This window comes from Paenibacillus sp. 1011MAR3C5, assembly GCF_003591485.1.
Taxonomy (GTDB): Bacteria; Bacillota; Bacilli; order Paenibacillales; family Paenibacillaceae; genus Pristimantibacillus.
This window is the reverse complement of the sequence record NZ_QZCF01000002.1, coordinates 111,153-132,370: the sequence shown is the minus strand read 5'-3', so window position 1 is coordinate 132,370 and position 21,218 is coordinate 111,153. Positions and strand designations below refer to the sequence as shown.

At 39.4% G+C, this 21,218-nt stretch carries 22 protein-coding genes; 1 reads left to right on the top strand and 21 read right to left on the bottom strand.

Annotated elements, in window-relative coordinates; all coding sequences use genetic code 11:
* Positions 1-13 precede the first annotated feature (13 nt).
* The 3 genes from D3P07_RS05435 to D3P07_RS05425 form a co-directional block, all read right to left on the bottom strand.
* Positions 14-1,336 carry an MATE family efflux transporter gene (locus D3P07_RS05435; protein ID WP_397334564.1) on the bottom strand — a complete coding sequence of 441 codons (1,323 nt, stop codon included), beginning with the start codon at positions 1,334-1,336 and terminating at the stop codon, positions 14-16.
* A gap of 276 nt (positions 1,337-1,612) precedes the next feature.
* The gene (locus D3P07_RS05430; protein ID WP_119799096.1) at positions 1,613-1,816 is read right to left on the bottom strand and encodes a hypothetical protein; all 204 of its coding nucleotides are present in this window, start codon (positions 1,814-1,816) and stop codon (positions 1,613-1,615) included.
* Between the two features lie 95 nt (positions 1,817-1,911).
* Positions 1,912-2,127 carry a hypothetical protein gene (locus tag D3P07_RS05425; RefSeq protein WP_119799095.1) on the bottom strand — a complete coding sequence of 72 codons (216 nt, stop codon included), beginning with the start codon at positions 2,125-2,127 and terminating at the stop codon, positions 1,912-1,914.
* A gap of 156 nt (positions 2,128-2,283) precedes the next feature.
* Here D3P07_RS05425 and D3P07_RS05420 point away from each other — a divergent pair, with 156 nt between their 5' ends.
* Entirely contained in the window at positions 2,284-2,829 is a 546-nt protein-coding gene (locus D3P07_RS05420; protein WP_119799094.1) for a GNAT family N-acetyltransferase, read from the top strand.
* Between the two features lie 32 nt (positions 2,830-2,861).
* Here D3P07_RS05420 and D3P07_RS05415 read toward each other — a convergent pair whose 3' ends face one another.
* From D3P07_RS05415 to D3P07_RS05330, 18 genes are all read right to left on the bottom strand, one after another.
* Positions 2,862-4,400, bottom strand: coding sequence for an AMP-binding protein (locus D3P07_RS05415; protein ID WP_220482015.1), 1,539 nt, complete (start codon positions 4,398-4,400; stop codon positions 2,862-2,864).
* Positions 4,387-5,250, bottom strand: a complete 864-nt coding sequence (locus D3P07_RS05410; RefSeq protein WP_119799093.1) for an SDR family NAD(P)-dependent oxidoreductase — start codon at positions 5,248-5,250, stop codon at positions 4,387-4,389. The genes D3P07_RS05415 and D3P07_RS05410 overlap by 14 nt, the downstream gene beginning before the upstream one ends.
* A gap of 263 nt (positions 5,251-5,513) precedes the next feature.
* A complete protein-coding gene (locus D3P07_RS05405; protein ID WP_119799092.1) occupies positions 5,514-6,176 on the bottom strand; it encodes an HAD-IA family hydrolase in 663 nt (220 codons plus the stop codon).
* Positions 6,177-6,186: 10 nt separating this feature from the next.
* Positions 6,187-6,957 (bottom strand): phosphoribosylformimino-5-aminoimidazole carboxamide ribotide isomerase, encoded by a 771-nt coding sequence (gene hisA / locus D3P07_RS05400; RefSeq protein ID WP_119799091.1) that lies wholly within the window; start codon positions 6,955-6,957, stop codon positions 6,187-6,189.
* 55 nt (positions 6,958-7,012) lie between these two features.
* A complete protein-coding gene (locus D3P07_RS05395; protein ID WP_119799090.1) occupies positions 7,013-8,098 on the bottom strand; it encodes a hypothetical protein in 1,086 nt (361 codons plus the stop codon).
* Between the two features lie 26 nt (positions 8,099-8,124).
* Positions 8,125-9,222, bottom strand: coding sequence for a hypothetical protein (locus D3P07_RS05390; protein ID WP_119799089.1), 1,098 nt, complete (start codon positions 9,220-9,222; stop codon positions 8,125-8,127).
* Positions 9,191-10,276 carry a hypothetical protein gene (locus tag D3P07_RS05385; protein WP_119799088.1) on the bottom strand — a complete coding sequence of 362 codons (1,086 nt, stop codon included), beginning with the start codon at positions 10,274-10,276 and terminating at the stop codon, positions 9,191-9,193. Before D3P07_RS05385 ends, D3P07_RS05390 begins: the two co-directional genes overlap by 32 nt.
* Entirely contained in the window at positions 10,249-10,941 is a 693-nt protein-coding gene (locus D3P07_RS05380) for an amino acid kinase family protein (RefSeq protein WP_182914191.1), read from the bottom strand. The genes D3P07_RS05385 and D3P07_RS05380 overlap by 28 nt, the downstream gene beginning before the upstream one ends.
* Positions 10,928-12,169 (bottom strand): DegT/DnrJ/EryC1/StrS family aminotransferase, encoded by a 1,242-nt coding sequence (locus tag D3P07_RS05375; protein WP_119799086.1) that lies wholly within the window; start codon positions 12,167-12,169, stop codon positions 10,928-10,930. Before D3P07_RS05375 ends, D3P07_RS05380 begins: the two co-directional genes overlap by 14 nt.
* Before the next feature lie 4 nt (positions 12,170-12,173).
* On the bottom strand, positions 12,174-13,403 hold the full coding sequence (locus tag D3P07_RS05370; RefSeq protein ID WP_119799085.1) for a phosphoribosyltransferase: 1,230 nt from the start codon (positions 13,401-13,403) through the stop codon (positions 12,174-12,176).
* A gap of 50 nt (positions 13,404-13,453) precedes the next feature.
* On the bottom strand, positions 13,454-14,503 hold the full coding sequence (locus D3P07_RS05365) for an adenylosuccinate synthetase (protein ID WP_119799084.1): 1,050 nt from the start codon (positions 14,501-14,503) through the stop codon (positions 13,454-13,456).
* 12 nt (positions 14,504-14,515) lie between these two features.
* Positions 14,516-14,968: an NUDIX hydrolase gene (locus D3P07_RS05360; RefSeq protein ID WP_119799083.1), complete on the bottom strand. Its 453-nt coding sequence runs from the start codon at positions 14,966-14,968 to the stop codon at positions 14,516-14,518.
* Positions 14,969-14,978: 10 nt separating this feature from the next.
* Positions 14,979-16,208, bottom strand: coding sequence for a Rossmann-fold NAD(P)-binding domain-containing protein (locus D3P07_RS05355; protein WP_119799082.1), 1,230 nt, complete (start codon positions 16,206-16,208; stop codon positions 14,979-14,981).
* Between the two features lie 65 nt (positions 16,209-16,273).
* A complete protein-coding gene (locus D3P07_RS05350; RefSeq protein WP_119799081.1) occupies positions 16,274-16,924 on the bottom strand; it encodes a polysaccharide deacetylase family protein in 651 nt (216 codons plus the stop codon).
* Positions 16,925-16,945: 21 nt separating this feature from the next.
* Positions 16,946-17,665, bottom strand: a complete 720-nt coding sequence (locus tag D3P07_RS05345) for an ABC transporter permease (RefSeq protein WP_182914190.1) — start codon at positions 17,663-17,665, stop codon at positions 16,946-16,948.
* Between the two features lie 92 nt (positions 17,666-17,757).
* Positions 17,758-18,531: an ABC transporter permease gene (locus D3P07_RS05340; protein WP_182914189.1), complete on the bottom strand. Its 774-nt coding sequence runs from the start codon at positions 18,529-18,531 to the stop codon at positions 17,758-17,760.
* Positions 18,532-18,551: 20 nt separating this feature from the next.
* Positions 18,552-19,577, bottom strand: coding sequence for an ABC transporter ATP-binding protein (locus tag D3P07_RS05335; RefSeq protein ID WP_119799078.1), 1,026 nt, complete (start codon positions 19,575-19,577; stop codon positions 18,552-18,554).
* Entirely contained in the window at positions 19,574-21,151 is a 1,578-nt protein-coding gene (locus tag D3P07_RS05330) for a nucleotidyltransferase family protein (protein ID WP_119799077.1), read from the bottom strand. The genes D3P07_RS05335 and D3P07_RS05330 overlap by 4 nt, the downstream gene beginning before the upstream one ends.
* Positions 21,152-21,218 lie beyond the last annotated feature (67 nt).

Genomic DNA, 21,218 nt, shown 5'->3' with positions numbered 1-21,218 from the left:
GGACGGCCTCTTACTATATGAGCTTATGTTTGTACCACTTGTCGCCTCTGAACCGCCAAGCAAATATAATGCCGCGGACGCCCCACTCGGCGACCATCGCCACCCATACGCCCATCAGGCCAAAGCCCAGCGTAATGCCGAGAATATACCCCAGGATGATGCGGAACAGCCACATCGACAGCAGCGATGCAATCGATGTGAATTTCGAATCGCCCGCCGCGCGCAGGGCTGACGGCATAATGAAGCTGAACGACCACACAATCGGCTGTACAATCGCAATCAGCAGAATCAGCGCAAAGATAGACGGTATAATCTCCTTCGGCGGAGCATACAGATTCACCAGCATCGGGAACATAAGCAGCAGGATGACCGTAATGACGACAAAGAATATCGTCGATAGTCCGATAAAGGATTTGATAAATTTCCTCGCATCCTCGATATCTCTCCGCCCAATACATTGACCCACTACTGTAACGATTGCTACGCTTAGCGCCGTCCCGCCGATCTGGAACAGCATCGTCAGCGAGTTGCTGATCGCGTTGACTGTAATAGCCATCGTACCCAGATGGACAATAAACGTCTGGGTCAACAATTTGCCCCCGTTGAAGAACATTTGCTCCATGGCGAAGGGAATGCCGATATACAATATTTTTTTCAAGATCGACCAGTGGATAAGAAATGTATCTCTTAATTTAATTCGAATCGTTTGATTATATTTAAACAAATAGATCATCGACACAACCATACCAAGTACACGTGCCAGTATTAACGAGATCGATAGCCCGATTACGCCCATGTCGAACACTTTGATCAAAACAACATTTAGCAGAAAATAAGATACATTCAGTATCAGTGACAGCACCAGACACGCTTTCGTCTCCGCTACGCCTCTGAGCACGCCGGTGACGGCCTGATAGATCGCAATGAATGGATATGAGATGCAACTGCCGATCAAAAATATCTTTGCATGATGCAGAACATCCGCATCTGCATTCCCGAATAGCGCATTTAAGGTGGATGCATGGAACACGATGATCAACGCCGCGATGACCACCGATACGATCGCAACGGATGATATCGCTTGTGAAGCTGATTTCGCTACCATCTCCCCGTTGCCGCTGCCTTTATATTGGGCCACAATTACCGTACCGCCCGTTGCAATCGCGACAAACAGATTCACGAGAAACATATTGATCGAATCAACCATACTAACTGCGCTGACAGCCGCTACCCCTGAGGAGCTGACCATTGCCGTATTCATAATGGCCATTAATACAATGAAAGCCGAATCTACGAAAATGGGAATAATAATTGCAAAAATTTGCTTGTAATCCATCGAGCTGCCCGTAAAATACTTCGTTAATAACGAATCGCTCTTCCGTTGAATGATGGATCGTATGCCACCGTCCACAGCCACATCACTTCTTTTCCTGTTGTTCTGACTTCTATCTCTGTCCATAAAGAAAGCCCGATCTATTCATGTTGAATAGAATCGGACGCAACCTGTCATATAGCTTCTTCCCCAGTATAACAAAAAAACGGCGAATGTGCCGTTTTTCCGAAATTTTATTTTAACTATTGTTAAGGGAATCGGCATAAGCGTTCGAATATTCTACGTCAGCTGCTGATGGATCAAATGGCAGTAAAGTCCCTTTGCCGCCATCAGCTCATTATGCGTTCCGCTCTCGACCACACAACCTATCTTCGTCTTTTCAAAGAAGTGATGGACGTGTTGATTCGCATGTACCCGGAGCAGCTCCTGGAGCGTAATCTCTTGACCTTTCACGGTCATTAAAACGGTATGATCTAAGGACATGCCCATCCCTCATCCATGTTTATTTATAGCCTGAAAAGAAAGAATCACCTTAATGAAGAGGTGATTGATCGTCATAAACAAAGCTGCTGCCTGACTCAGCGGGTAAAAATCGTTTTTCCTGGCAATGCAACCGCGTTGCCCTGCAATTGAGGCTTCTGAAGAACGAAGCCGCCGTGAGTTCGACTAGGGCCGCCTCCGCCCGCTACTTGATTCATCTCTTGTTCGGACAATGCTTTTCCTTCTTCCTTCAATTCCTCAAGACGAAGCCTTGCTTCGGAATCAGTCGGTGCTTGTTGATTGTTTTCTGACATGATCTAGTCACCTCTCCTTCTTAGTTTGGTCTAGTCTACAGGAAACGACATGGTTCATAAAGCAACCAAAGTTGTCATTTTCATAGGGGAATGATAGGATCGTATAATCCGATTTTCTGTACAACGGATACATGCATAGGGATTGGAGTGAGCATGATGATAGTGGAACAGCAGCACTTTGAGGTACGAGACATGAGGTATACGATTAGATCTGCCAATGAAGAAGACGCAGCGGCATTATCGCAGCTGCGGGTGAAGATTGATGGGGAGACCGAACATATGGATCGGGAGGCAGGAGAGGCTTTTATCTCTGTTGAAAACTTCAGGATTCTTATTCAGAGGGATAGCGAGCAGGAGCGCAATCTATTCTTGGTCGCAGTTGCAGACAATCGTTTGATCGGCTTTTCAAGATGCGAAGGCATCTATTTGAAGCGGTTTGCTCATAAGGCTGAATTTGGCGTGTGCATTCTTAAGGAGTATTGGGGATATGGAATCGGGAAAGAGCTGCTAAGAACCTCCTTGGCATGGGCTGACTCTGCCGGCATAACCAAAATGACTTTGAATGTGCTGGAGACAAATAAAAGCGCTATCCGGCTGTACGAACGATTCGGATTTCAGATTGAAGGCGTCTTGCAGAATGACAAAGTATTGTCCGACGGCCGGTATTACAACACGGTTGTCATGGGACGCTTCCGCGGCTAAGCACCTCCGTGGCAGCGTCATTCCTAGTAGGTTCAAAGTAGCCTTTTCTTATCCCTCTTACCTAGATGGGTATACGGAATCTCCTCCACCAGAATAATCTCCTTCGGCATCTGATAACGAGCCGCTCGCACCCGCAACCAATCCATAAGCTGTCCAGCGTTCACTTCCGAATGCAGGACTGGCTGAACATAAGCCTTGAGCCGCTGTCCGAATGTCTCATCCGGGATGCCAATTACGGCAACATCCTCGACCTGCGGATGATGAATCAGAATATGCTCCAGCTCAATGGGATACACATTTTCGCCAGCTGATACTATCCGATCATCCGCTCTTCCACACAAGTAATAGAGACCGTCGCTGTCCCGATAGCCCATATCACCCGTCTCAATCCACCTCTTGCTTCGTTCTGCCCATGATAAATAATGTTGAACACAAAATTGCCCGACCGCTCCCGGTTCAGCTTCATTCATATCCTCATCCAACACAAAGAGCGGCATACCGTCAATCTTCCGTCCCAGCGTATGAGCCGACTGCCTTAAATCCTCCGGCGTTGCGACAATGTTCAGTCCCGATTCTGACGTTCCATACAAATTGCACAGCACATCGCCCAGCCTTGCGAACACATCAGCCACCAGCTTCGGATTAAGCTCGGCTCCTCCTGAAGCGATGCAAGCCAGCGAACGCATATCCTCGGCATTATGCTTCAGCATCTTGTCCAGCATAAGCGGGACAACGGTCGCCACTTGCACCTGATGCTCCCGGATAAGCGCGCATGCTCTGGGCGCAGCGAAGCTCGATGTCAGAACAATCTTTTTGCCGAGAGCAACGAATAACAACAGGATCGCAATGCCATAACCGTGGTAGATCGGCGTCGCGATGTAGCCCGTATGGTAGCGTGTGAGATGAAGCCGCTTAAGTAATGTGTAGAACGGGTTCAAGTAGTGGAACAAGGAAGGCTTGTGCGGCACTTTCTTCGCCTTGCCTGTCGTACCGCCCGTCAGTAGCATGATGGTGCCTGATGACGTTCGATGCCAGCTGCGCCTGGCAGCGGCGGAACCGCCTAGCTGCTGGTTGTTGACAGCTGGCTTCTCCTCGTGATCACTAAGCAGCTTTCCCTTATTGTATGCGGATTGCTCGATTAAGGACGCAAGCTCCTCATCATAGATCAGTAAGTCAAAGTCATAAGCAGTTATCAAGTCTTGCAGCTGATCCTGGCTCATCTCGGCGTTCAACAGATAGATATCGGCACCAGCCCAGGACAAGGCAAATATTGATTTTACCAACGAAGCATGGTTTCGGCACAGAAGCGCAACCTTACTGCCCGGCTTGATCTCATGCTTCGCCCGGAGCATTAGCGACAGCTCCTCGCATTGCGCCAACAGTTGGCGATAAGTTATCATCTCTTGGTCATCCGCAATCGCAGCCGCTTCCCCATAGGTCCGCTCGGCTATTCGGAGTAGCGCCATAACGTTAATCCCGTAACGGCAGATGGCCGCAAGCAGTCGATAGAGACCAAGTGGACTAAGCATCCCTATTTTCTGCATCACTTGCGCCAGTCTAAGAATTCCCATGCTTGCCCCTCCTCTTCCGAAGCTTACGAGACATCCCGTTCTCCCATAACCCTCTAAATAATAAAGAAGCAGTCTGACCAATAAACAGCCACCAAGGCTGCCAAGTTGTTCGCTTCGTATACATCGACTTCGCGATAATGCGCGCCACATGCTCTGGGCTCATGGCAGGCATGGACCGATAGGCAGCTGTTGGCTCGATCATCGGCGTACGGACCAATGGAAGATAAATAGACGACATGGCGATCCCCAAAGCATTCAGCTCAGATGCCGCTGAGCGGAACCAGACATCAAATGCGGCCTTGGACGCCTGATAAGCCGTAAAGTGCGGAATCGGAATCAGCGATGTGTTGATCGTCGAAATATTAATAACTTGCCCTTGATTGCGCTCTAGTATGGGTATGACAGAAAGCAGTAGCTTAACAGGCGCCAGATAGTTGATAGTTATTGTTCTCGTATAATCGTGATACCGATCCAAAGATTCGCGAACAGATCGCTTAATCGATATACCTGCGTTATTGACCACGAAATCTAGTCCAGTTGACTCCTTATGAAGGAATTTCAGCAACGCTTCCATGTCTTCATCAAGCCTCAGGTTCGCACGAACGATACTGACCTTGGCCTTGCCGCTCTCCTCAATCGATTCTTTGACATTCAGGAGCCTGTCCACTCTTCTGGCCACTATTACGAGATGCACTTGATAGAGTCCGAGCAAGCGGGCAACATGCTCGCCAATTCCGGAGCTCGCTCCTGTAATAAGCACGGTTTTACCCTGGAGCGCATAGGCCAATTTGTCCGAATTCAATCGGGAGGATGGAAATAAGATATGTTCTAACAGGTTATAGCTTCGCATCGTCACTATCCTTTTTTGGAAAGCAATATACAACAACTCTATTGTCCACTACTCACGGGTCCGAGACAAGAGCCAACCGTTTTAATCTGCCGATAGAAAGCCTGATCATGTACACCGCCTCATCGCCACTTAACCTCTGGACCCTCTGAAGGGCCCGTTTTGCCTTCTTTGGTGGGACCACCTTACGCATGTCAAGCACAAAAAACTCCCCCAATCTCTTGGAGGAGGCAAATACCTGCTATCGGTTCGCTGAGCATCCTGCACTAGCTCCTGCAGAATAAACCTAGTAAGGTTGAAAAATCCATATCCAACATGGAGTCCAACCTCAAGTCATAATGTTCAAAATGAAGGTTTTTCGTAAGTTCATTAGGGACAATTACACAAAACATGCCCGCTGCCTTTGCTGCTTTAGCTCCATTGGGTGAATCCTCAAACCCAATCGCATGTTGAGCCTCGACATTGAAAGCAGTTAACACTTGCTGATATAACGCTGGATCAGGTTTTACATGCTTAACATCTTCATGAGTGCGAATACAGGAAAAATACTCCGTAAGCTCCAACTCTTCTAAATTTGGAAGTATCCATTCTCGCGGAGCACTGGAGGCTAAACCAATTTTCAAACCTAATTTCTTGGCTTCTTTCAAATAATTAAGTACGCCAGGCCGAGTTTTTTGATGAAAGATTAACTCTCTATACCTCTCTCTCCTTCGTTCTCTCAATAATTCACGATTTAAGGTCTTACCAAGTTTAGTTTGCAAATACTCATAGGGGTCAAATAGAGTAGAATGGCCGCCAATTCTAGCGCTATACAATTCCAAAGGAAGCTCGACATCATACTCTTTAAGCAGTTCTTGGAATGAATAAAACTCAAATGTTTCAGTATCCCTAATGAGTCCATCGAAATCAAAAATTACGGATTCAATCATTGCTTCACCTCTAAGAATAGAGCATTTGGTTGGTTTCAAGCAGGTTAAGCACTTCTCTGTAAGAAAGCTTGCCACCATAAATATCTAATGCGCTTCCAATCGTAATATTGATGTTTTCACTAGATATTTCATGAAACAAACTCAAATCTGAAAGGCTCCCTACACCTCCCGCATATGTAGTAGGAATCGAAGCCCATTTTGATAATAATTTGACCAGTTGGATATCGATACCTTCCTGCTTGCCTTCTACATCAACTGCATGTATTAAAAACTCATCACAATAGTTTTCTAAGAATCGTATATTCTCTAAGTTAAGTTCAAATTTTATTGAATCTCTCCAGTTCTTTGATGCTACATACCATCTGTCTTCCTGCTTTTTGCAGCTTAAATCAATTACTATTTTCTCTTTTCCAACTTCTTTAACCAAGCGATTTAAATTCTCCATATTTAAAGTTTCGTTACTAAAAATATAGGATGTCACTATAATGTGAGATGCACCTTTTTCCAGAAAAAAGGGGGCGTTGTCACGAGTTATGCCTCCGCCAATCTGCATTCCCCCAGGGAAAACTTCCAGCGCCTTTAATGCCTCGTCAACATTCCCATCTCCTATCATGATAACATGGCCACCAGACAACTTATCTTCTTGAAAGATTTTCGCAAAATAGTCGGCGCCCAACTTAGAAACAAAAAGCTCTTTCGTCTTCATTTCTCCAAAAACGGAATCTCCTATCAGTTGTTTCACCTTTCCTTGATGCAGGTCAATACAAGGCCTGAATCTCACCTTTAATAATCTCCCCTTTCGTCTTTAACATCTAATAACAAGATGGAAAGTTCAATTACAATGAAAAATACTGTTTAAAATAGTTTAAGTCAGACTCAAAATCAAACGTTCTTTTAAATAAGTATCCCGGCGCATGATTAAAATTCCGCTCTCCTTGCATAACATTTCCCTCCAACTTTAACCAGTCAGGAAATGATGATAGCTTATCAAGATTTTCTATTAAATGTTGTTTTGTCATTGATTGATTCAAAGTAATGATTTCGCATTCTTCGTACTTGCCAGGTGATAAAAAAATGGTGTGATCTAAACGTGAGACAGGCTTAATTGCACGATTCAATAGGAGTGAAAATTCCTTATTGGTAAAAAACGCCTTCTTATGCTTGTTTGAATCAAGTGAGATTTGATATTGATCAGGAAGTGTAGGATGGTCTATAAAGATTTCGCTCGGATTAAACGCTTTAGGGGAAGAACTATAATGTTCTATTCGATCTATTAGTTCAGGGAATAAAGCAATCGTGTTATAGGTTATGGCAGGACATTCTGGCCATTGTATAATAGTAGAATCATCCTGAATAAAATAACGATCATTGCAAATATACTTTGAGTTTATTTCTTTATGCAGTAACCCCGTAATGAATGTAGACTTCCCCCTCCCTTTGCTACCAATGAATGAAAAGGTCTCGCCATTAACTTCAACCGCACTTCCATGTATCATTAATGATGTTTTTAATAATTCTCTTGCAAGAATCTGTCGTACTACCCGATAGGTTTCAATATATAGCATCCTGAAATCAGGATTATAAATATGCACTTGTTTCAGCTTTTTATTAATTATAATGATTCCCTTAGTTTCTTTTGGTCGAACGGCTGTATTATTTTCAATTATTAATTCTTGGCACTCCTCTTTAAGTTCCATTTCGTACGTTATTCCCACTGGCAAATGCTGATGATAACGTTCATTCATACAATTAATGATCCAAGTATCGTTTAAAACCTCGTCTACTTGCTCAAAATGGAAAAACTGATTTAAATATTCCTTCATTTTAGACTCGTTATACAAAATGGAAATACCGAGCATTCGATTTACTCTGAAGGTCGTACAATATTTTAAGTCGGTTTTGTTCAGCTCCGTATTGGTCATAGTCATCCCCCTCAACACACATGGAATCAGGTAAGTTTATTAACAATAAATCTCACATCAAATTCAAGATTGTTAGATCTAACAAAGGAATAAATTGTGGGAAACTGTTTGAAATCAGATAAGCTTTTTTTATTGTTTCTAATATTTATCCAGTCTGGAAATGAATGGACCGTTCTTGTGTTTTCTGCAAGAAGTTCTTGATAGTCCGATTCTGGCACTTGAATCAGTTGCGGCTCAGCGCCAATGTCCATTTCCAACCATACAATGACATCCAAGTCCGATTCATGCAATATTTCTCTGCTCATCAACCTTGCATACTGAGCATTTGTAAAAATGACTTTCTCGGTTGATTTCTTATTCATAATCTCGTTGTAAGTTGGTAATGGAGGATGGTCGAGAAAAATATGGGATGGGTCAAACTCACTCTTCATTGCATGCAAAGCATCCATTCTCTTCGGAAGATTGCTAAATAAATTCAACGTATTATAGCTTATGGCCGGACATTCAGCCCATTGAGCAATTTTCGGATAATCAGCATCGGATAAATAAAATTTATCATTAGCAATATAACTTGTATCAGGATTGTAATAGAGCATCCCTGTAACATAGGTGCTTTTGCCACGCCCTGAATCGCCTAAAAAAGCGATCGTTTTGTCTTTGATTCTTAATGCACTACCATGAATCGGAATGGAGTGACTAAGAAGCTGTTGATTAAGGATCTGTCTTACCACACGGTAAGTATCATTGAATAGCATTCTAGGAACAGGATTACACACATGTATATCTTTTAACTCATGATGTACATAAATGATTCCATTTGTAGACTTTGGCTTAATTATCGTAATCGCATTGTCTTCGAAAATGTCCCCGGTATCTCCGAGCTCTAATTCAATTGGTTTAAATGACTGATTGTGATCTATTTCAGCAAGCTGGCTGGCACCGTGAAGATATATATTCCAAACCGTTTTGGAATAGTTTTTTGATGATTTGTAATGGAAAAAATGATTCAAGTCATTAATTATGGTTTCATTATCCGTGTGTATTCCAATATTATTATTTAGAATCTCATAGGACAGAAAATAATCAAATTTCTTATTTAAATTTACTGAGAATTGCTTTTGCATACTGGTCTCCTTTGGCAGTGAAATTCGAAAAACTAAAAAGATTATTCAAGTCCTTTAATCGTAAATACTTTGTTTTCAACTCGAAAATTTGATCGCATGCAATAAGAGGAACGATAAGTTGTTCTGATATTGCTTTATACACAATTCGTGCGTCTTTCTTCAATAGCGGTTGTTTGTAATGCTGATTAACTTCTATGTCAATTGTTAAATAATTAGGACCATAAAACCCCATGTACCCTTTAGTCTTAATGACAGGCGTTAATTGCAGTTTGTTCTGTAAATGAAGGTATACCTCTTGTTCGATGCTATCAGATTGCTGTTCTGTAAATAATACAAGATCAATATCGTACGATGCTTCAAACCCCTCTTGAATAAATAAAGAAATACTTCCGCCATATGCATAAGAAACGTTTAATCGCTCCAGAACATATGAAATTTCTTGAATAAAATGAATGATGGAACGCAATAAATCACGATAATCGTCCAAGCTATCGACAATCCCTTTTCTCTCAAGAGACTTCTTCATATCGGCAGCTGTAATCAATAAGTCAATCTGGAACTCTTCATAGAGTAATTCCAGTTTGGGTAGTACGGATTTATAATGAGCTTGAGAGGCAACGACGTCTCGGATGCCATACCTATCAATGTATTCAGGATACGATCTTGGTTCTCCCGCGGAAACTAGCTTCTTAAGGCGATTTAACTTGCTGCCATTAAACTCTACTAGTGATAGGTAAGATAACAACACTCTTTGTTCCATGTTCGTTATGGCATTTATGATAACCCCATAGTTAATCTCGTCCTTCCAACGATGTAAAAAAGGAAATAGCAAATGAGAGTGATAATTGGACTCCTTTAACAAATGGATGAGCGTATGCTCTAAAGAAACAATTTTAAGATTATTGTATGGATTAAAACCGTACGTGCTCTTGGCATCGAAGACAGCGATATCACTAGCAATATAAGAATGAATATAGATGCACGTGGAAACTGGGTGACCTATTACGCTATCATGTGACATCACCTTTACATCGATTGGATGGTTGTCCCGCATACGATTTCACCATTAAGTAAGAGTTGTTTCACAACGTCACCCTTTAATCCATTTATTATAATAATAGGCGTTTTCCCAACTCTCTCGCATAGCAATGGAAATACTTCATCAACACAATTCTGATCGAGCTCCTTTAATTGAGCGGGTGAAAGCAGTGGAATAAGTTTATTCTCATCAGTCATAATACCGTCGATACTTTTCATAATAACAACATTTTCCACTTCTAATATTTTCGCAAAGTATAGCGTCATACTGTCGGACGTGCATCTAGATGTATACCTGAAGGGATCCAATCCAAAAACTAACCGTGAAGGCATTAGAATGGGAACTTGACCCTTATCAAGAACTTCCTTGCAGTGGATTAAGTTATCGACCGGTACAATCGCAACTTGATAATTGGAAAATAATAGAGCCGTCTGATCCATTGCTAGCATCGTTGTCTGATGAAATATGCTTCTGCTTAATTGGAATTTATCGTTGTAGGATTCGATATAGTTATCTATAGCCCCACCCCCTGGAAACAAAACAATTCTTTTATGAGCACCGGCAAGGGCCAAGGTTGCACTCAATTCCTTACAGCCTTCAATGTTGCTTAACAAACTTCCTCCGATTTTGATAAAATAATCGATCTCCAAATGATTCATTCCGAGCTTAATATCTAACATATTTCTCTCTCCCCACTGCTTCAGCAATATATTGTCCATACGCTCTTGCCAGTTCATCGCCATCAGGATGATCAAAACAAGGAACACCGATAAGATTATCAATATAGGTTTCTGTAATCGGAAAATCCCCTTTGGAGTATGTTCTCCATCTAGTTAGATCGTCCTGGAAAAAATCTTGATTGTTGCTTGTAAATAAATCGATAACATGCAATGGCTTTATGCTCGCTTTACGAATATCAAGCTGTTTATCATGACTTATTAATGAATTTAGAAATTCTTTTAACGGCTGTCCGTTATTGGCAGCAGGATCATAAAGGATTCGATTCATAAAATAGGAATACCGTTCATTTTCGGTTTCCTCTATTTTATGATGTAAAAAGGGGATATCCTTAATATAAGAATGAAATAGTTTGATTCTCCGTTGTCTGGTTTCCAAAAATGACTCAAATGACTTAAATGCCGTAATTGCACAAACTGCAGCTAGTGGATGCATTCTGTACTTAAGACCATATCCTGTCTCCCAAAATATTTTTTCCTGCACATGCTGAACCTGTTTATAAGCTCTTTCACCAAACTGTCCCAAGAGAACTGCTTTCTCATAGATATCCCTATGATTCGTGATGAGTACTCCACCTTCGCCAGCAGGCACTAATTTGGAGCCCTGCAAGCTAAAAACAGCGACATCTCCCCAGGTCCCTACTTTTTTACCTTTATAGATCGTTCCATGTGCATGCGAGCAGTCCTCAATCAATATCATTCCATATTTATCCGTTATTTCCTTCACTTTATCCATTTCCGCTGGATATCCCCACATATGTGTAACGACAACAGCCTTTGTTTTGGGAGTGAGTTTGCGCATTAAATCATCCACACATATATTTCCGGTCTTACCATCTGTATCGCATAATACAGGTATGCCACCGCAGTGGAGCAGCGGGGTTACAGACGCATGAAAATTGGTAGTTTGCGTGATCACTTCATCCCCTGGCTTTATTCCAATTCCAGTAAACATGGAATGTACTGCTGATGTTCCAGAATTGACAGCAAGCGCAAAGTCGACGTTATAATATTCCTTGAACAACTGTTCAAGCTCTGCTATTACCCCGGACCCGTCACGAATAGAAATAGGAAGATGTTGATCGAAATAATGAATCATTTCTTCTTTCATAAGATGTAACATCTCTTTTGGTGGCCATATGTCATGTGGTTGCTTAGGAATAAGGTTCATTATATTATCCCCCTTTCATACTCAATAAATTGCCGTAAACTTCAGTAGACTTCATTTGCTGATGTATGTTTTCTATTTGAAGGATCTTCGATTGAAGTTCCTCTCTAGCCTCAGGTGTTACAGGCAAATCCATCAACTCGTAATATTTTAAATATTCTGGGAAATAAGGATAAACAAGCTTGCTCCAATCACCCATTAGGAGCGACTGAATATAATCATTAAGCTTTATATAATGCCGATATTTTAAAGGTGATAAGTACTTTAGCTCTTCTATTGCAAACGTATCCTCTAAATTCACTCCTGGGCGAACTTTCTTCTCCCAATGATATTCAATCGCTTTTAGAGATACATCTTTAAAATGATTGTTTAATATTTGTTTTGCAGCGAGCAATGTTTTAGCTGAGCCCACACAATCGTCGGTAAGCAATACATGTACATTAGGGGAATATGCCTTGAAATATTCCATCTGAGATTCATACGATTCGTAATCATCATCCAAATCATATTTTGATATTTTAATTAATTGGTAAGGAATATCCTCCAACATTCTATTAGGCTGTTCATAAAGCAGCGAACTTAGCGACTTATACATCGGAGGTATTAGAATTCCACCAAATACAATTGAAACGATTAAATCATAGTCTTGAATGACGTCATAATAAGCGAAAAAGTCCAATAACAGAACAAGCTTATTATCCATTTCAATATTCGTTCTTAAAGTGTTGATTCCAGTATTCAATATATCTATTTTCAGCTGATGAATAAAATCAATTGATTCTATTTTTTTTGTGATTTCACTTTTGAAGATTAGCATGTTTAGGACTTCAATTGATTGAAATAATCGGTTATGAAGTTCAAAGTAATAGTTATTCTTTATATCATCTGAATAAAAGCAAGTATCAAGCAATTTGCATAATGCCGAAATATAATACTCTACTAATGTAAACAATATATGCCTTTTTGTGATGGGATCGAGGTTAATGGAGGCAATGAACTCATAATCATGTGGAATTCTTTCAACTAAATGGACAACCTCATGAATATTACTGCTGTAATAGAAAGCAGACCGATTATAGACCAATGAATGATTCGAAAATTTAAAATAAAGCTCTAGCATAGGTAAAGGTATTTGTGATGAGCTTATTAAATCGTTTTTATTTAAATATAATTCTCCGGCGAATCCCATAGCATTAATATCAATCTGTATATTATTGATCCATTCATTAATACTCAAAGAAATTTCCTCCACATAACTTTGTCATAGCATTGATCTATTGGACTTCTTTAACCAAGTGTGTGAGCTTCTATTGACGAGGCGTTTTGTTTGAGACTACCTCTTAAATCAATCGTATCTTCAATTCCTTCGCCAGTTCCAATAAGAGTGACAGGGACATTAAATTTTCTTTCTAATTCTTCAATAAATTTTTTTGTCTTATAGGACAAATCCGAATAGTTCCTAACTTTATAATCATGAGCATCAAGATAATCTACAAAGTTCAACGCTAGCTGAGTAGGTCTGTTGATTCTAATCGCTTTCTCCAACATTTCCTCATCAAACTGCCCAACTCTACGCACTTTTTTAGTAACTGAAGCGTATTCAATAATATTTTTGGTTGATTGTGAAATATTCGTAACATCCTCCCATGTCAACTCATTAATCGGTCCCTTACATGAACGGATCGGGAACGTTCGCAGAACTAGAATAATGTCCTCGACCACTTTGGGACTTAGTCCAATTTCCCCGCAAAAGGTGGCTGCCGTAGTGTCTCGACTCGTTACGTAAGGGTAACTTCCGTGATGGATACTTAAATCAAATCCTTGGGTTCCCTCCACCATTACTTTTTTTCCGCTATCAATATATTCATTCGCCATCTTCTCAACATTATTAAGATATGGTGCTAGCGCCTCGATGTCCTTTGCCAGTTTAAAATCTTCTTTTCTTAAAATTTTGTCTGATGTTGCGTACCCTACTCCGCATCCACTGGACATATTATCTGATTTCATGCTGGATTCAAGGTCTTTATGTTTTTGTTCAATTATTCCGGCTTGAGGATCAATAATTAATGAGGCTGGATCAATCTTTAAGGTTTCCATTTCTTGTAGTAAAATATCCACATCAATAAGTGAGCCAGCTGACATAGCTAGAAGGCATTTTTTATTTATAAAAGCACAGGGTATCAATCTCATTGTCATTTTTTCGCCATTGCTAATAACGGTATGTCCAGCATTAGGACCACCCGACCTTATGCTTAAATCGAACTCATTCGCTAAATAAGCAGCTATTTTACCTTTGCCCTCGCTACCTATTTGTCCTCCCAATAGTACCGTTACCATAATTGTTCCTCCTTAATTCATAACCCTACTGCAAATTTGCTTAATTGAATCGAACGTATTGCTGGATAAAATCTCTTCCTTTAAGAACCATTTTCCTTTTTCAACTTCATCATTAATCGTTATGGCATTATCCTCTGAGGCTTGCAGCAAATAGATAAAGTCAATATGCATATGCTCAGCTTCCTTAGAAGTTGACGCGATTACTTCATGCAAAATAACATACGGATTGGGCAAAACGATCTCATAGGCATTGTTGGTAGCTATCTGATTGGGCTGTTCCCAAATTACAGCATCAACATTCGTTTCTTCGAGTACTTCTCGAATCGCTCCAAGATGTGGAAGTTCATTCATCTCTAAATGTCCGCCCGGCGGAAGCCATCTATTTAGTTTCCTATGCCAAACTAGCAATACTTTCGTAATATCTTGATTAAATACTATACCTGTCGCTACAAAATCGTTTTTCATAAACTCCACCTCATTGTACTGATCTCATTAATTCTTCTCTCTTATTTCCTTTGGTTATGTGTACTGTTTGATGACCAAGCAAATTAAATAGCCAATTCTCTGCAATAGTTGACCATTTCGCGTGAGATAATTCATGTAACCCTGGATCACGCTGTTGTTTAAGCAGCGTTAAGATACATACGACAATTTCTGAATATACAAGATCAATGACTTCGGAGGGGACGCTTTTTTCTCTAAAGTTAAGAGCAGTGCCATCTCTCAAAACGATTATTTCTTTTACTTCCGATTCACAGAAAATTTTATACACTTTAACCTCAGAATTTATAACTTCAACGGACTGAGCTTTTGATTTTAACGTTTTCATGTCAAACTCTGTATCTTTTGATCCACCGCTTACTAAAATAACCCCTTGTTTTAATCTGGATAGGGTCTCGAAATCAACAGCTTTCTGGCCAGTTGCTGATATGATAAGATCGTATTTGCTCAATTCCTCTTCATCTAATGAGCTTAATATTTTATGACCGTTTATATAGGCATCCAGCATTTTCAATCTATCCGTATCATAGACGGTTGTATAAATGTTGTTTAATTCCAGACTTTTCGAAATATTCCTGCCAATCATCCCGTAACCAATGACTAGCGCCTCACGTCCAGGAAGCGACACCCCGAATGACCTCATTAAATTATTAAAGGCAAGGACAATGGCTTCGCCAACGAAATAAGCCTCAATTTCTTTGAGTGGGCTCCTTGCAACATGATAGACCGGGCATAATAATTCGTTTTCGATCTGCTTATATTTGTTATAGCCGAACGTAGTATCTTCTACTACACCTGCGAAGAAGGGTTGTAGATCCGTAGGAATATTTTGAATCGCTTTATTAAAATATCCTCCCACTTCATGAATGATCACTTTCTGATTATTTAGTTTGGCAATTCTCAAAGATCTTATTAATACATCCGTTAATACGGAGCTTTTTTCAAGCTCAGAATACTTTAAGTTAACCACCTTGAGGCCTCGTTCTTCCAAGTAAGAACGCACACTTTCATCTATGGAATATTCCTTACCAAATACGCAATCTATTTCTGCACCTGATTCTAGGATGTGATCAATAAACTCTTTAGTATCTTCTAATAGATGCTGAAAAATGATAAGTCTACTATTTGATAACAGTTTTTTATTTTCCTCTTTGCTTACCAGCTCTCTTACTGTCCGTAATTTCCAACCGCCAATTCTGTACATAATTCACCCCTCATCAGTCTAATCAACTAGTGGTTCCAGTTAGTGTATGAACCCATATAATTTTGTTATATCACCCCCTTAACGTTTAAAGAACAACTTTTAAGCATTTCTCCCAAGGGCACGATGTTAAAGTTCAAATCCATCAACTTGGGGATTACTTGTTCGACAGCATCCATCGTTTCTTTTCTATCTCCACCTGCATCATGTAATAATAGAATATCCCCCATTTTGACGTTTAACATCATTTCTACCATCCGCTCTACCCCCGGCAAGGTCCAATCCTCAAGGCCTAAATACTCGGACCAATGACAAAACGTATAGTTGTGTTTTGTTGCTATATCCAATACAGCGTCATTGTATAATCCATATGGCGATCTTAACAATGTAGGGGTTACGCCTAATATGCTATTGATCAAGACTTCGCTACTAATAATTTCATTTTCAATGACCGAACTAGATTGCTGCGTGAGATCGAGATGATAGTAAGTATGATTACCTATTTCATGCCCATGTTCATGTATGCTTTTCAATAAATGCGGAAACCTCTCCACACATTCACCTAATACAAAGAAAGTACATTTAACATTAAACTTTTGAAGGATCTTAAGTAGTTCCGGAGTATATTCAGGATGCGGACCATCATCAAATGTAAATGAAATCATTCTTTGTTCGTTAGGTACACTTTGAATTACCTTTTCATCTTCTTCATTCCCCATCCGTTTTATCCTTTCTACTTCTTATCCGCCTGCACCCTGATACTTATTTACACCACGCATCCATGCTTTTTGAGATAGATAAAAACTAAGAGGTCCAATAATTAACGCTACAATGCCAAATAGCTGATTTTCAAGGATTTCATTATTAAATAAGTACAGGCTTGGATAGTAATTAATCATTGCAATAGGAATAATCCAAGTTAATATAATTTGAAGGAATATACTATATATGGATATCGGATATGCAATAAATTCTTTGATTTTAAAAAAAATAGAAAACAGATATTGGACTCTTAAAAATTTGAAGGATAACGAGCCGATTATGATTAATGCGGATGCTTGTAAGAAGGAACCGCTAATGATGACCAAAATCAGATAAATAACCTTCAGAATAGTCCAGCTTATATCAGCGTGCGAGATTGACCATAATAGAACAGATAATGAAATCAAAATATGTGCTACGTATCCAATATTAAACAAGTTAGCAATAAAGTACATGAAGGGCGATAACGGTTTAGTGAGATATTTATCAAAGTCGCCGTTAATAATAATCTGATCTAAGCTCACCATCGGAGTGTAAGTAAAAGAGGCTCCAATTGCATATGTCAGAAGATTCAAACTATATAAGAAGGCAATCTCCGTCCAACCCCATCCATTAATCGTAGTAAAGCTTTGCAATAGAAGCCAGATGACCAGGTAGTTTGCTCCATACCCTAAAACCTGTCCTACTGCCCCGATCATAAAAGCACCTCGATACTCCATTCGTGACTTTATAACTAGCTTTACAAAGTATAAAAACAACTTTATGTTCATCATTTCTCACCCTTACCTCGTTAACCGCCTTGTATAACTAATCTCTTAACTGCTTTCAACCATAAAAACTGCCCAATCATCCAAAGAATGAATACCCAAAAGATACCTTTGCCAAGAATCCATGCCATATCACTCTGATCGATCTTTTCCATATATATGGCTGCAGGCACAAATCCCAAATATTGAAACGGAAGCAAGTCCGCCACAAATCGCCACCCATCCGAAAAAAACCAGAGGGGAAGAAAAGACCCAGAAAAAACGGTTATCAATGCAGATATCATCCAGTCTAAAGCAAAAGTAGTTAGAAACCAGAAGGACACCAGAGCAATGATATAGCCGACCAAGAATGAAATGAGCAGTGCCAATAAAACACTCACTGCAAAGGCAATATTGGTGTACGTATTTGTTGGGAAGCTTAGTCCAAATAATAACCAAGAAATAATAAGTGTTGGGATCATCGTAAATATAACTTGAAACAAAACATTTCCTAATTGATCAAAAAATAGAAGTAATGGATAACTAAGCGGTTTCAATAAGTCAGATGTTATATTTCCTGATTTTAATTTATCATCCAAGGTATAAATGATTTTACTCATCAAGATCATCGAGATGAATGTACTAATTAGTGAGTACGTAATCATCGCCTCTAAATCGATGCCGTTCAATGTACCCTTTCCGAGTAAAGCCTTCCAAATCGATATCTGAATGAATATGATGGAGATATTGCCGAATACTCTCAACCACACTTCGGAACGGTAAACTTTATTACGCAAGTATGCTTTATATGCAATCATGCTATATGCTCTAATCATAGTTAAACCACACTCATTTGCTTCTGCTGATTACTTCCGTTGGCACTGACATCTTCAAGACTTCGGTAGTAAACTCGAATGATATCTTCTATATCAGAATCCTGAAGAGTAAAATCCTTAATTGGATATCGCTTGGATACACTCTGAATAAAATCAATTGCTGAATTTAAACCTTTGTTAATTTTAAAGGTTTTTCTAATGCCATAATCGTCCATTATTACTGCATTTTCAATTTCAAAATCATGCCCCGGATCAATTACAAATTCTATCGTGATGATTTTCTCCATTGATAAATTCGACTTCAAATGATCGACTGTTCCGTCAAAAATAAGTTCCCCTTTGTTCACAATGAGCATTCTGGGGCAGATCTCCTCAATATCCTTGAGATCATGAGACGTTAGTAGGATGGATACCTTGCGATCCAAGTTCATTTGTTTAATAAAGGCTCGAATATTATCCTTAGCGGTTACGTCCAAGCCAATTGTAGGTTCATCCAAAAAAACAATTTCCGGGTTGTGAAGAAGAGCCAGACCAATCTCAGCTCTCATACGTTGTCCTAAACTTAATTGCCTTACCGGTTGATTTATAAAGTCTTTTAAACTTAGGAGTTCCAAAAAAACATTCATGTTTTTCCGATATTCAGCATCATTGAGTTTATAAATACGCTTGTGCAACTCAAACGAATCCTCCACGGGAAGATCCCACCAAAGTTGACTCCTTTGGCCAAATACAATTCCTATTTTTTTGGCAATTTCATGACGATGTTTGTGCGGCACAAGACCATTAACAGTCACCTTTCCAGAGGTTGGCACCAGTATTCCTGTAAGCATTTTTATCATCGTTGACTTACCTGCGCCATTTGGCCCCAAATATCCAACTGCCTCTCCCCTCTTTATTGTAAAAGATATTTGATTTACTGCATTGATCAGCGTATGTTCTCTCGACACCAAATTTTTGATTGCACCCAAAACTCCGGATGACCTTTTAAATTGCGTGTACACCTTTGAAATTTCTTCGACTTCTATCATCGATTTAACTCCCTAACTAGTGGTATATATATTAAGGTTGGGGACTTCCAGTAACTCTGGTCCGTGTAACCATCCGAATTAAGAGAATGATAAATCTCCCCATATACTCGTTCTCTAATTATAATTTTATAAGCTAAATAGTGTTGGAAATCAGTTGCAGGAATATAAACCCTAATCATCGAATAAGAGATTCGCTCGATACTTCCGTCGCTTTGCAAACCGAATTGTATGTTCCCCTCACGTTTAGCAATAGAATAGGTATGCAGATCAAGGTTTTCGCTATCCAGCTTTGGATCAATCGTGTTGAGAATGATTTCCCAATCATGGTTAGAGTGTAAGAGCTCATCCGGAAGCCAAAATGTAAATGATACTTGTTCTGAATCAATCGAAGGAATATATTTAACTCTGAAATTATATTTGTCATTATCAAGATATAAATAAAGGTTTTCAGTCTGTTCGTGTTCATTGACCATTGATTCTTCTCTTATCCCATATGCCTGTGTCAAAGCTTCCGTACTGTAACTTAGCCTTTTCAAGTTTTTGAATATTTCCAGTTTTCGTTCATTATCACTTTGAAATATTCGTTCAACTATTGGACAATCCCAAATCATTGCAAGAGACTTGTGTCTACAATCATATGTATATGTTTCTACTATATGGTGAGAAATGGTCTCTTTAAAAATCTCATTAATTTCTTTGAAAACATTATGCACGATATCGATCATCTGAAACTCTTGTGCATTTTGAAACAATTGTTCCCAGTTAATTTCAGACTCATATTTTGTAATGAACATGGCTAATTCCATATACTTGTTTAATTTAGGACCTCGCTGATACCAATTTGAGTCCGTATGAATACTTTCAATCAGATATAATAATGTATAGTCAATATTTAAAGTTCTTACACTGATATCATTAATAGTTAGTAGTCTGCTAGAATTAAAAAAACGATTTAAATAAGATTCTGAAGTAATCGTGTTATGAATGTACCGTTGAATTTCCAGGATGATAAATTGCTCACCCTTTTGTTTGTAATATTCAAAATACTCATGATGTTTGAAATCCTTCAGAATAGGATATGGCAGGATTTCGAGATTATCGAAGTCAGAATTGTACACGTCACCTTTTCCACAAGCATGAACATAACCTTCATTTATTAAAAGTTGATTTATTTCACTCAAATCTTTTTCACGTATCAAAGTATCTATATCGCCTGATGATCGCAAGAAAGGATCATTATAGAGTAATTGCGAAAGAACAATCCCCTTAATAAACAACAAACTTGCGCTATCCCCTTTTTCTGTAAGAAGCTTAACTTCCTCAAAATTTAAAGCATTGTTTTTTCTAATTGTATTACACTTATTCTGAAAAAGCTCAAGATAGTCAGAGGGTATATTATCCTTTAGAGCTTGATACACGATAGGTACTATTTTTTGATTGACAGACAAATCATAAAGTAGTTTCCAATCCAACTCTAAACTAGAGAACATTTCATGCGTTCGGCCGTTTTTACCCTTCACATAATCTTGTGCTATTTGCAACAACACATTCTCTTCATGCTTCAATTCTCTCAATACTTCCCCTCCGATCAATAATTATACACCAAATATTGTACTAAATTGAAGTATTTGTTATCAACTG

Coding starts and splice junctions, on each gene's coding strand:
- D3P07_RS05435 (WP_397334564.1), bottom strand. CDS start 1,336: ATGGATTACAAGCAAATTTTTGCAATTATTATTCCCATTTTCGTAGAT.
- D3P07_RS05430 (WP_119799096.1), bottom strand. CDS start 1,816: ATGTCCTTAGATCATACCGTTTTAATGACCGTGAAAGGTCAAGAGATT.
- D3P07_RS05425 (WP_119799095.1), bottom strand. CDS start 2,127: ATGTCAGAAAACAATCAACAAGCACCGACTGATTCCGAAGCAAGGCTT.
- D3P07_RS05420 (WP_119799094.1), top strand. CDS start 2,284: ATGATAGTGGAACAGCAGCACTTTGAGGTACGAGACATGAGGTATACG.
- D3P07_RS05415 (WP_220482015.1), bottom strand. CDS start 4,400: ATGGGAATTCTTAGACTGGCGCAAGTGATGCAGAAAATAGGGATGCTT.
- D3P07_RS05410 (WP_119799093.1), bottom strand. CDS start 5,250: ATGCGAAGCTATAACCTGTTAGAACATATCTTATTTCCATCCTCCCGA.
- D3P07_RS05405 (WP_119799092.1), bottom strand. CDS start 6,176: ATGATTGAATCCGTAATTTTTGATTTCGATGGACTCATTAGGGATACT.
- D3P07_RS05395 (WP_119799090.1), bottom strand. CDS start 8,098: ATGACCAATACGGAGCTGAACAAAACCGACTTAAAATATTGTACGACC.
- D3P07_RS05390 (WP_119799089.1), bottom strand. CDS start 9,222: ATGCAAAAGCAATTCTCAGTAAATTTAAATAAGAAATTTGATTATTTT.
- D3P07_RS05385 (WP_119799088.1), bottom strand. CDS start 10,276: ATGCGGGACAACCATCCAATCGATGTAAAGGTGATGTCACATGATAGC.
- D3P07_RS05380 (WP_182914191.1), bottom strand. CDS start 10,941: ATGTTAGATATTAAGCTCGGAATGAATCATTTGGAGATCGATTATTTT.
- D3P07_RS05375 (WP_119799086.1), bottom strand. CDS start 12,169: ATGAACCTTATTCCTAAGCAACCACATGACATATGGCCACCAAAAGAG.
- D3P07_RS05365 (WP_119799084.1), bottom strand. CDS start 14,503: ATGGTAACGGTACTATTGGGAGGACAAATAGGTAGCGAGGGCAAAGGT.
- D3P07_RS05360 (WP_119799083.1), bottom strand. CDS start 14,968: ATGAAAAACGATTTTGTAGCGACAGGTATAGTATTTAATCAAGATATT.
- D3P07_RS05355 (WP_119799082.1), bottom strand. CDS start 16,208: ATGTACAGAATTGGCGGTTGGAAATTACGGACAGTAAGAGAGCTGGTA.
- D3P07_RS05350 (WP_119799081.1), bottom strand. CDS start 16,924: ATGGGGAATGAAGAAGATGAAAAGGTAATTCAAAGTGTACCTAACGAA.
- D3P07_RS05345 (WP_182914190.1), bottom strand. CDS start 17,665: ATGATCGGGGCAGTAGGACAGGTTTTAGGGTATGGAGCAAACTACCTG.
- D3P07_RS05340 (WP_182914189.1), bottom strand. CDS start 18,531: ATGATTGCATATAAAGCATACTTGCGTAATAAAGTTTACCGTTCCGAA.
- D3P07_RS05335 (WP_119799078.1), bottom strand. CDS start 19,577: ATGATAGAAGTCGAAGAAATTTCAAAGGTGTACACGCAATTTAAAAGG.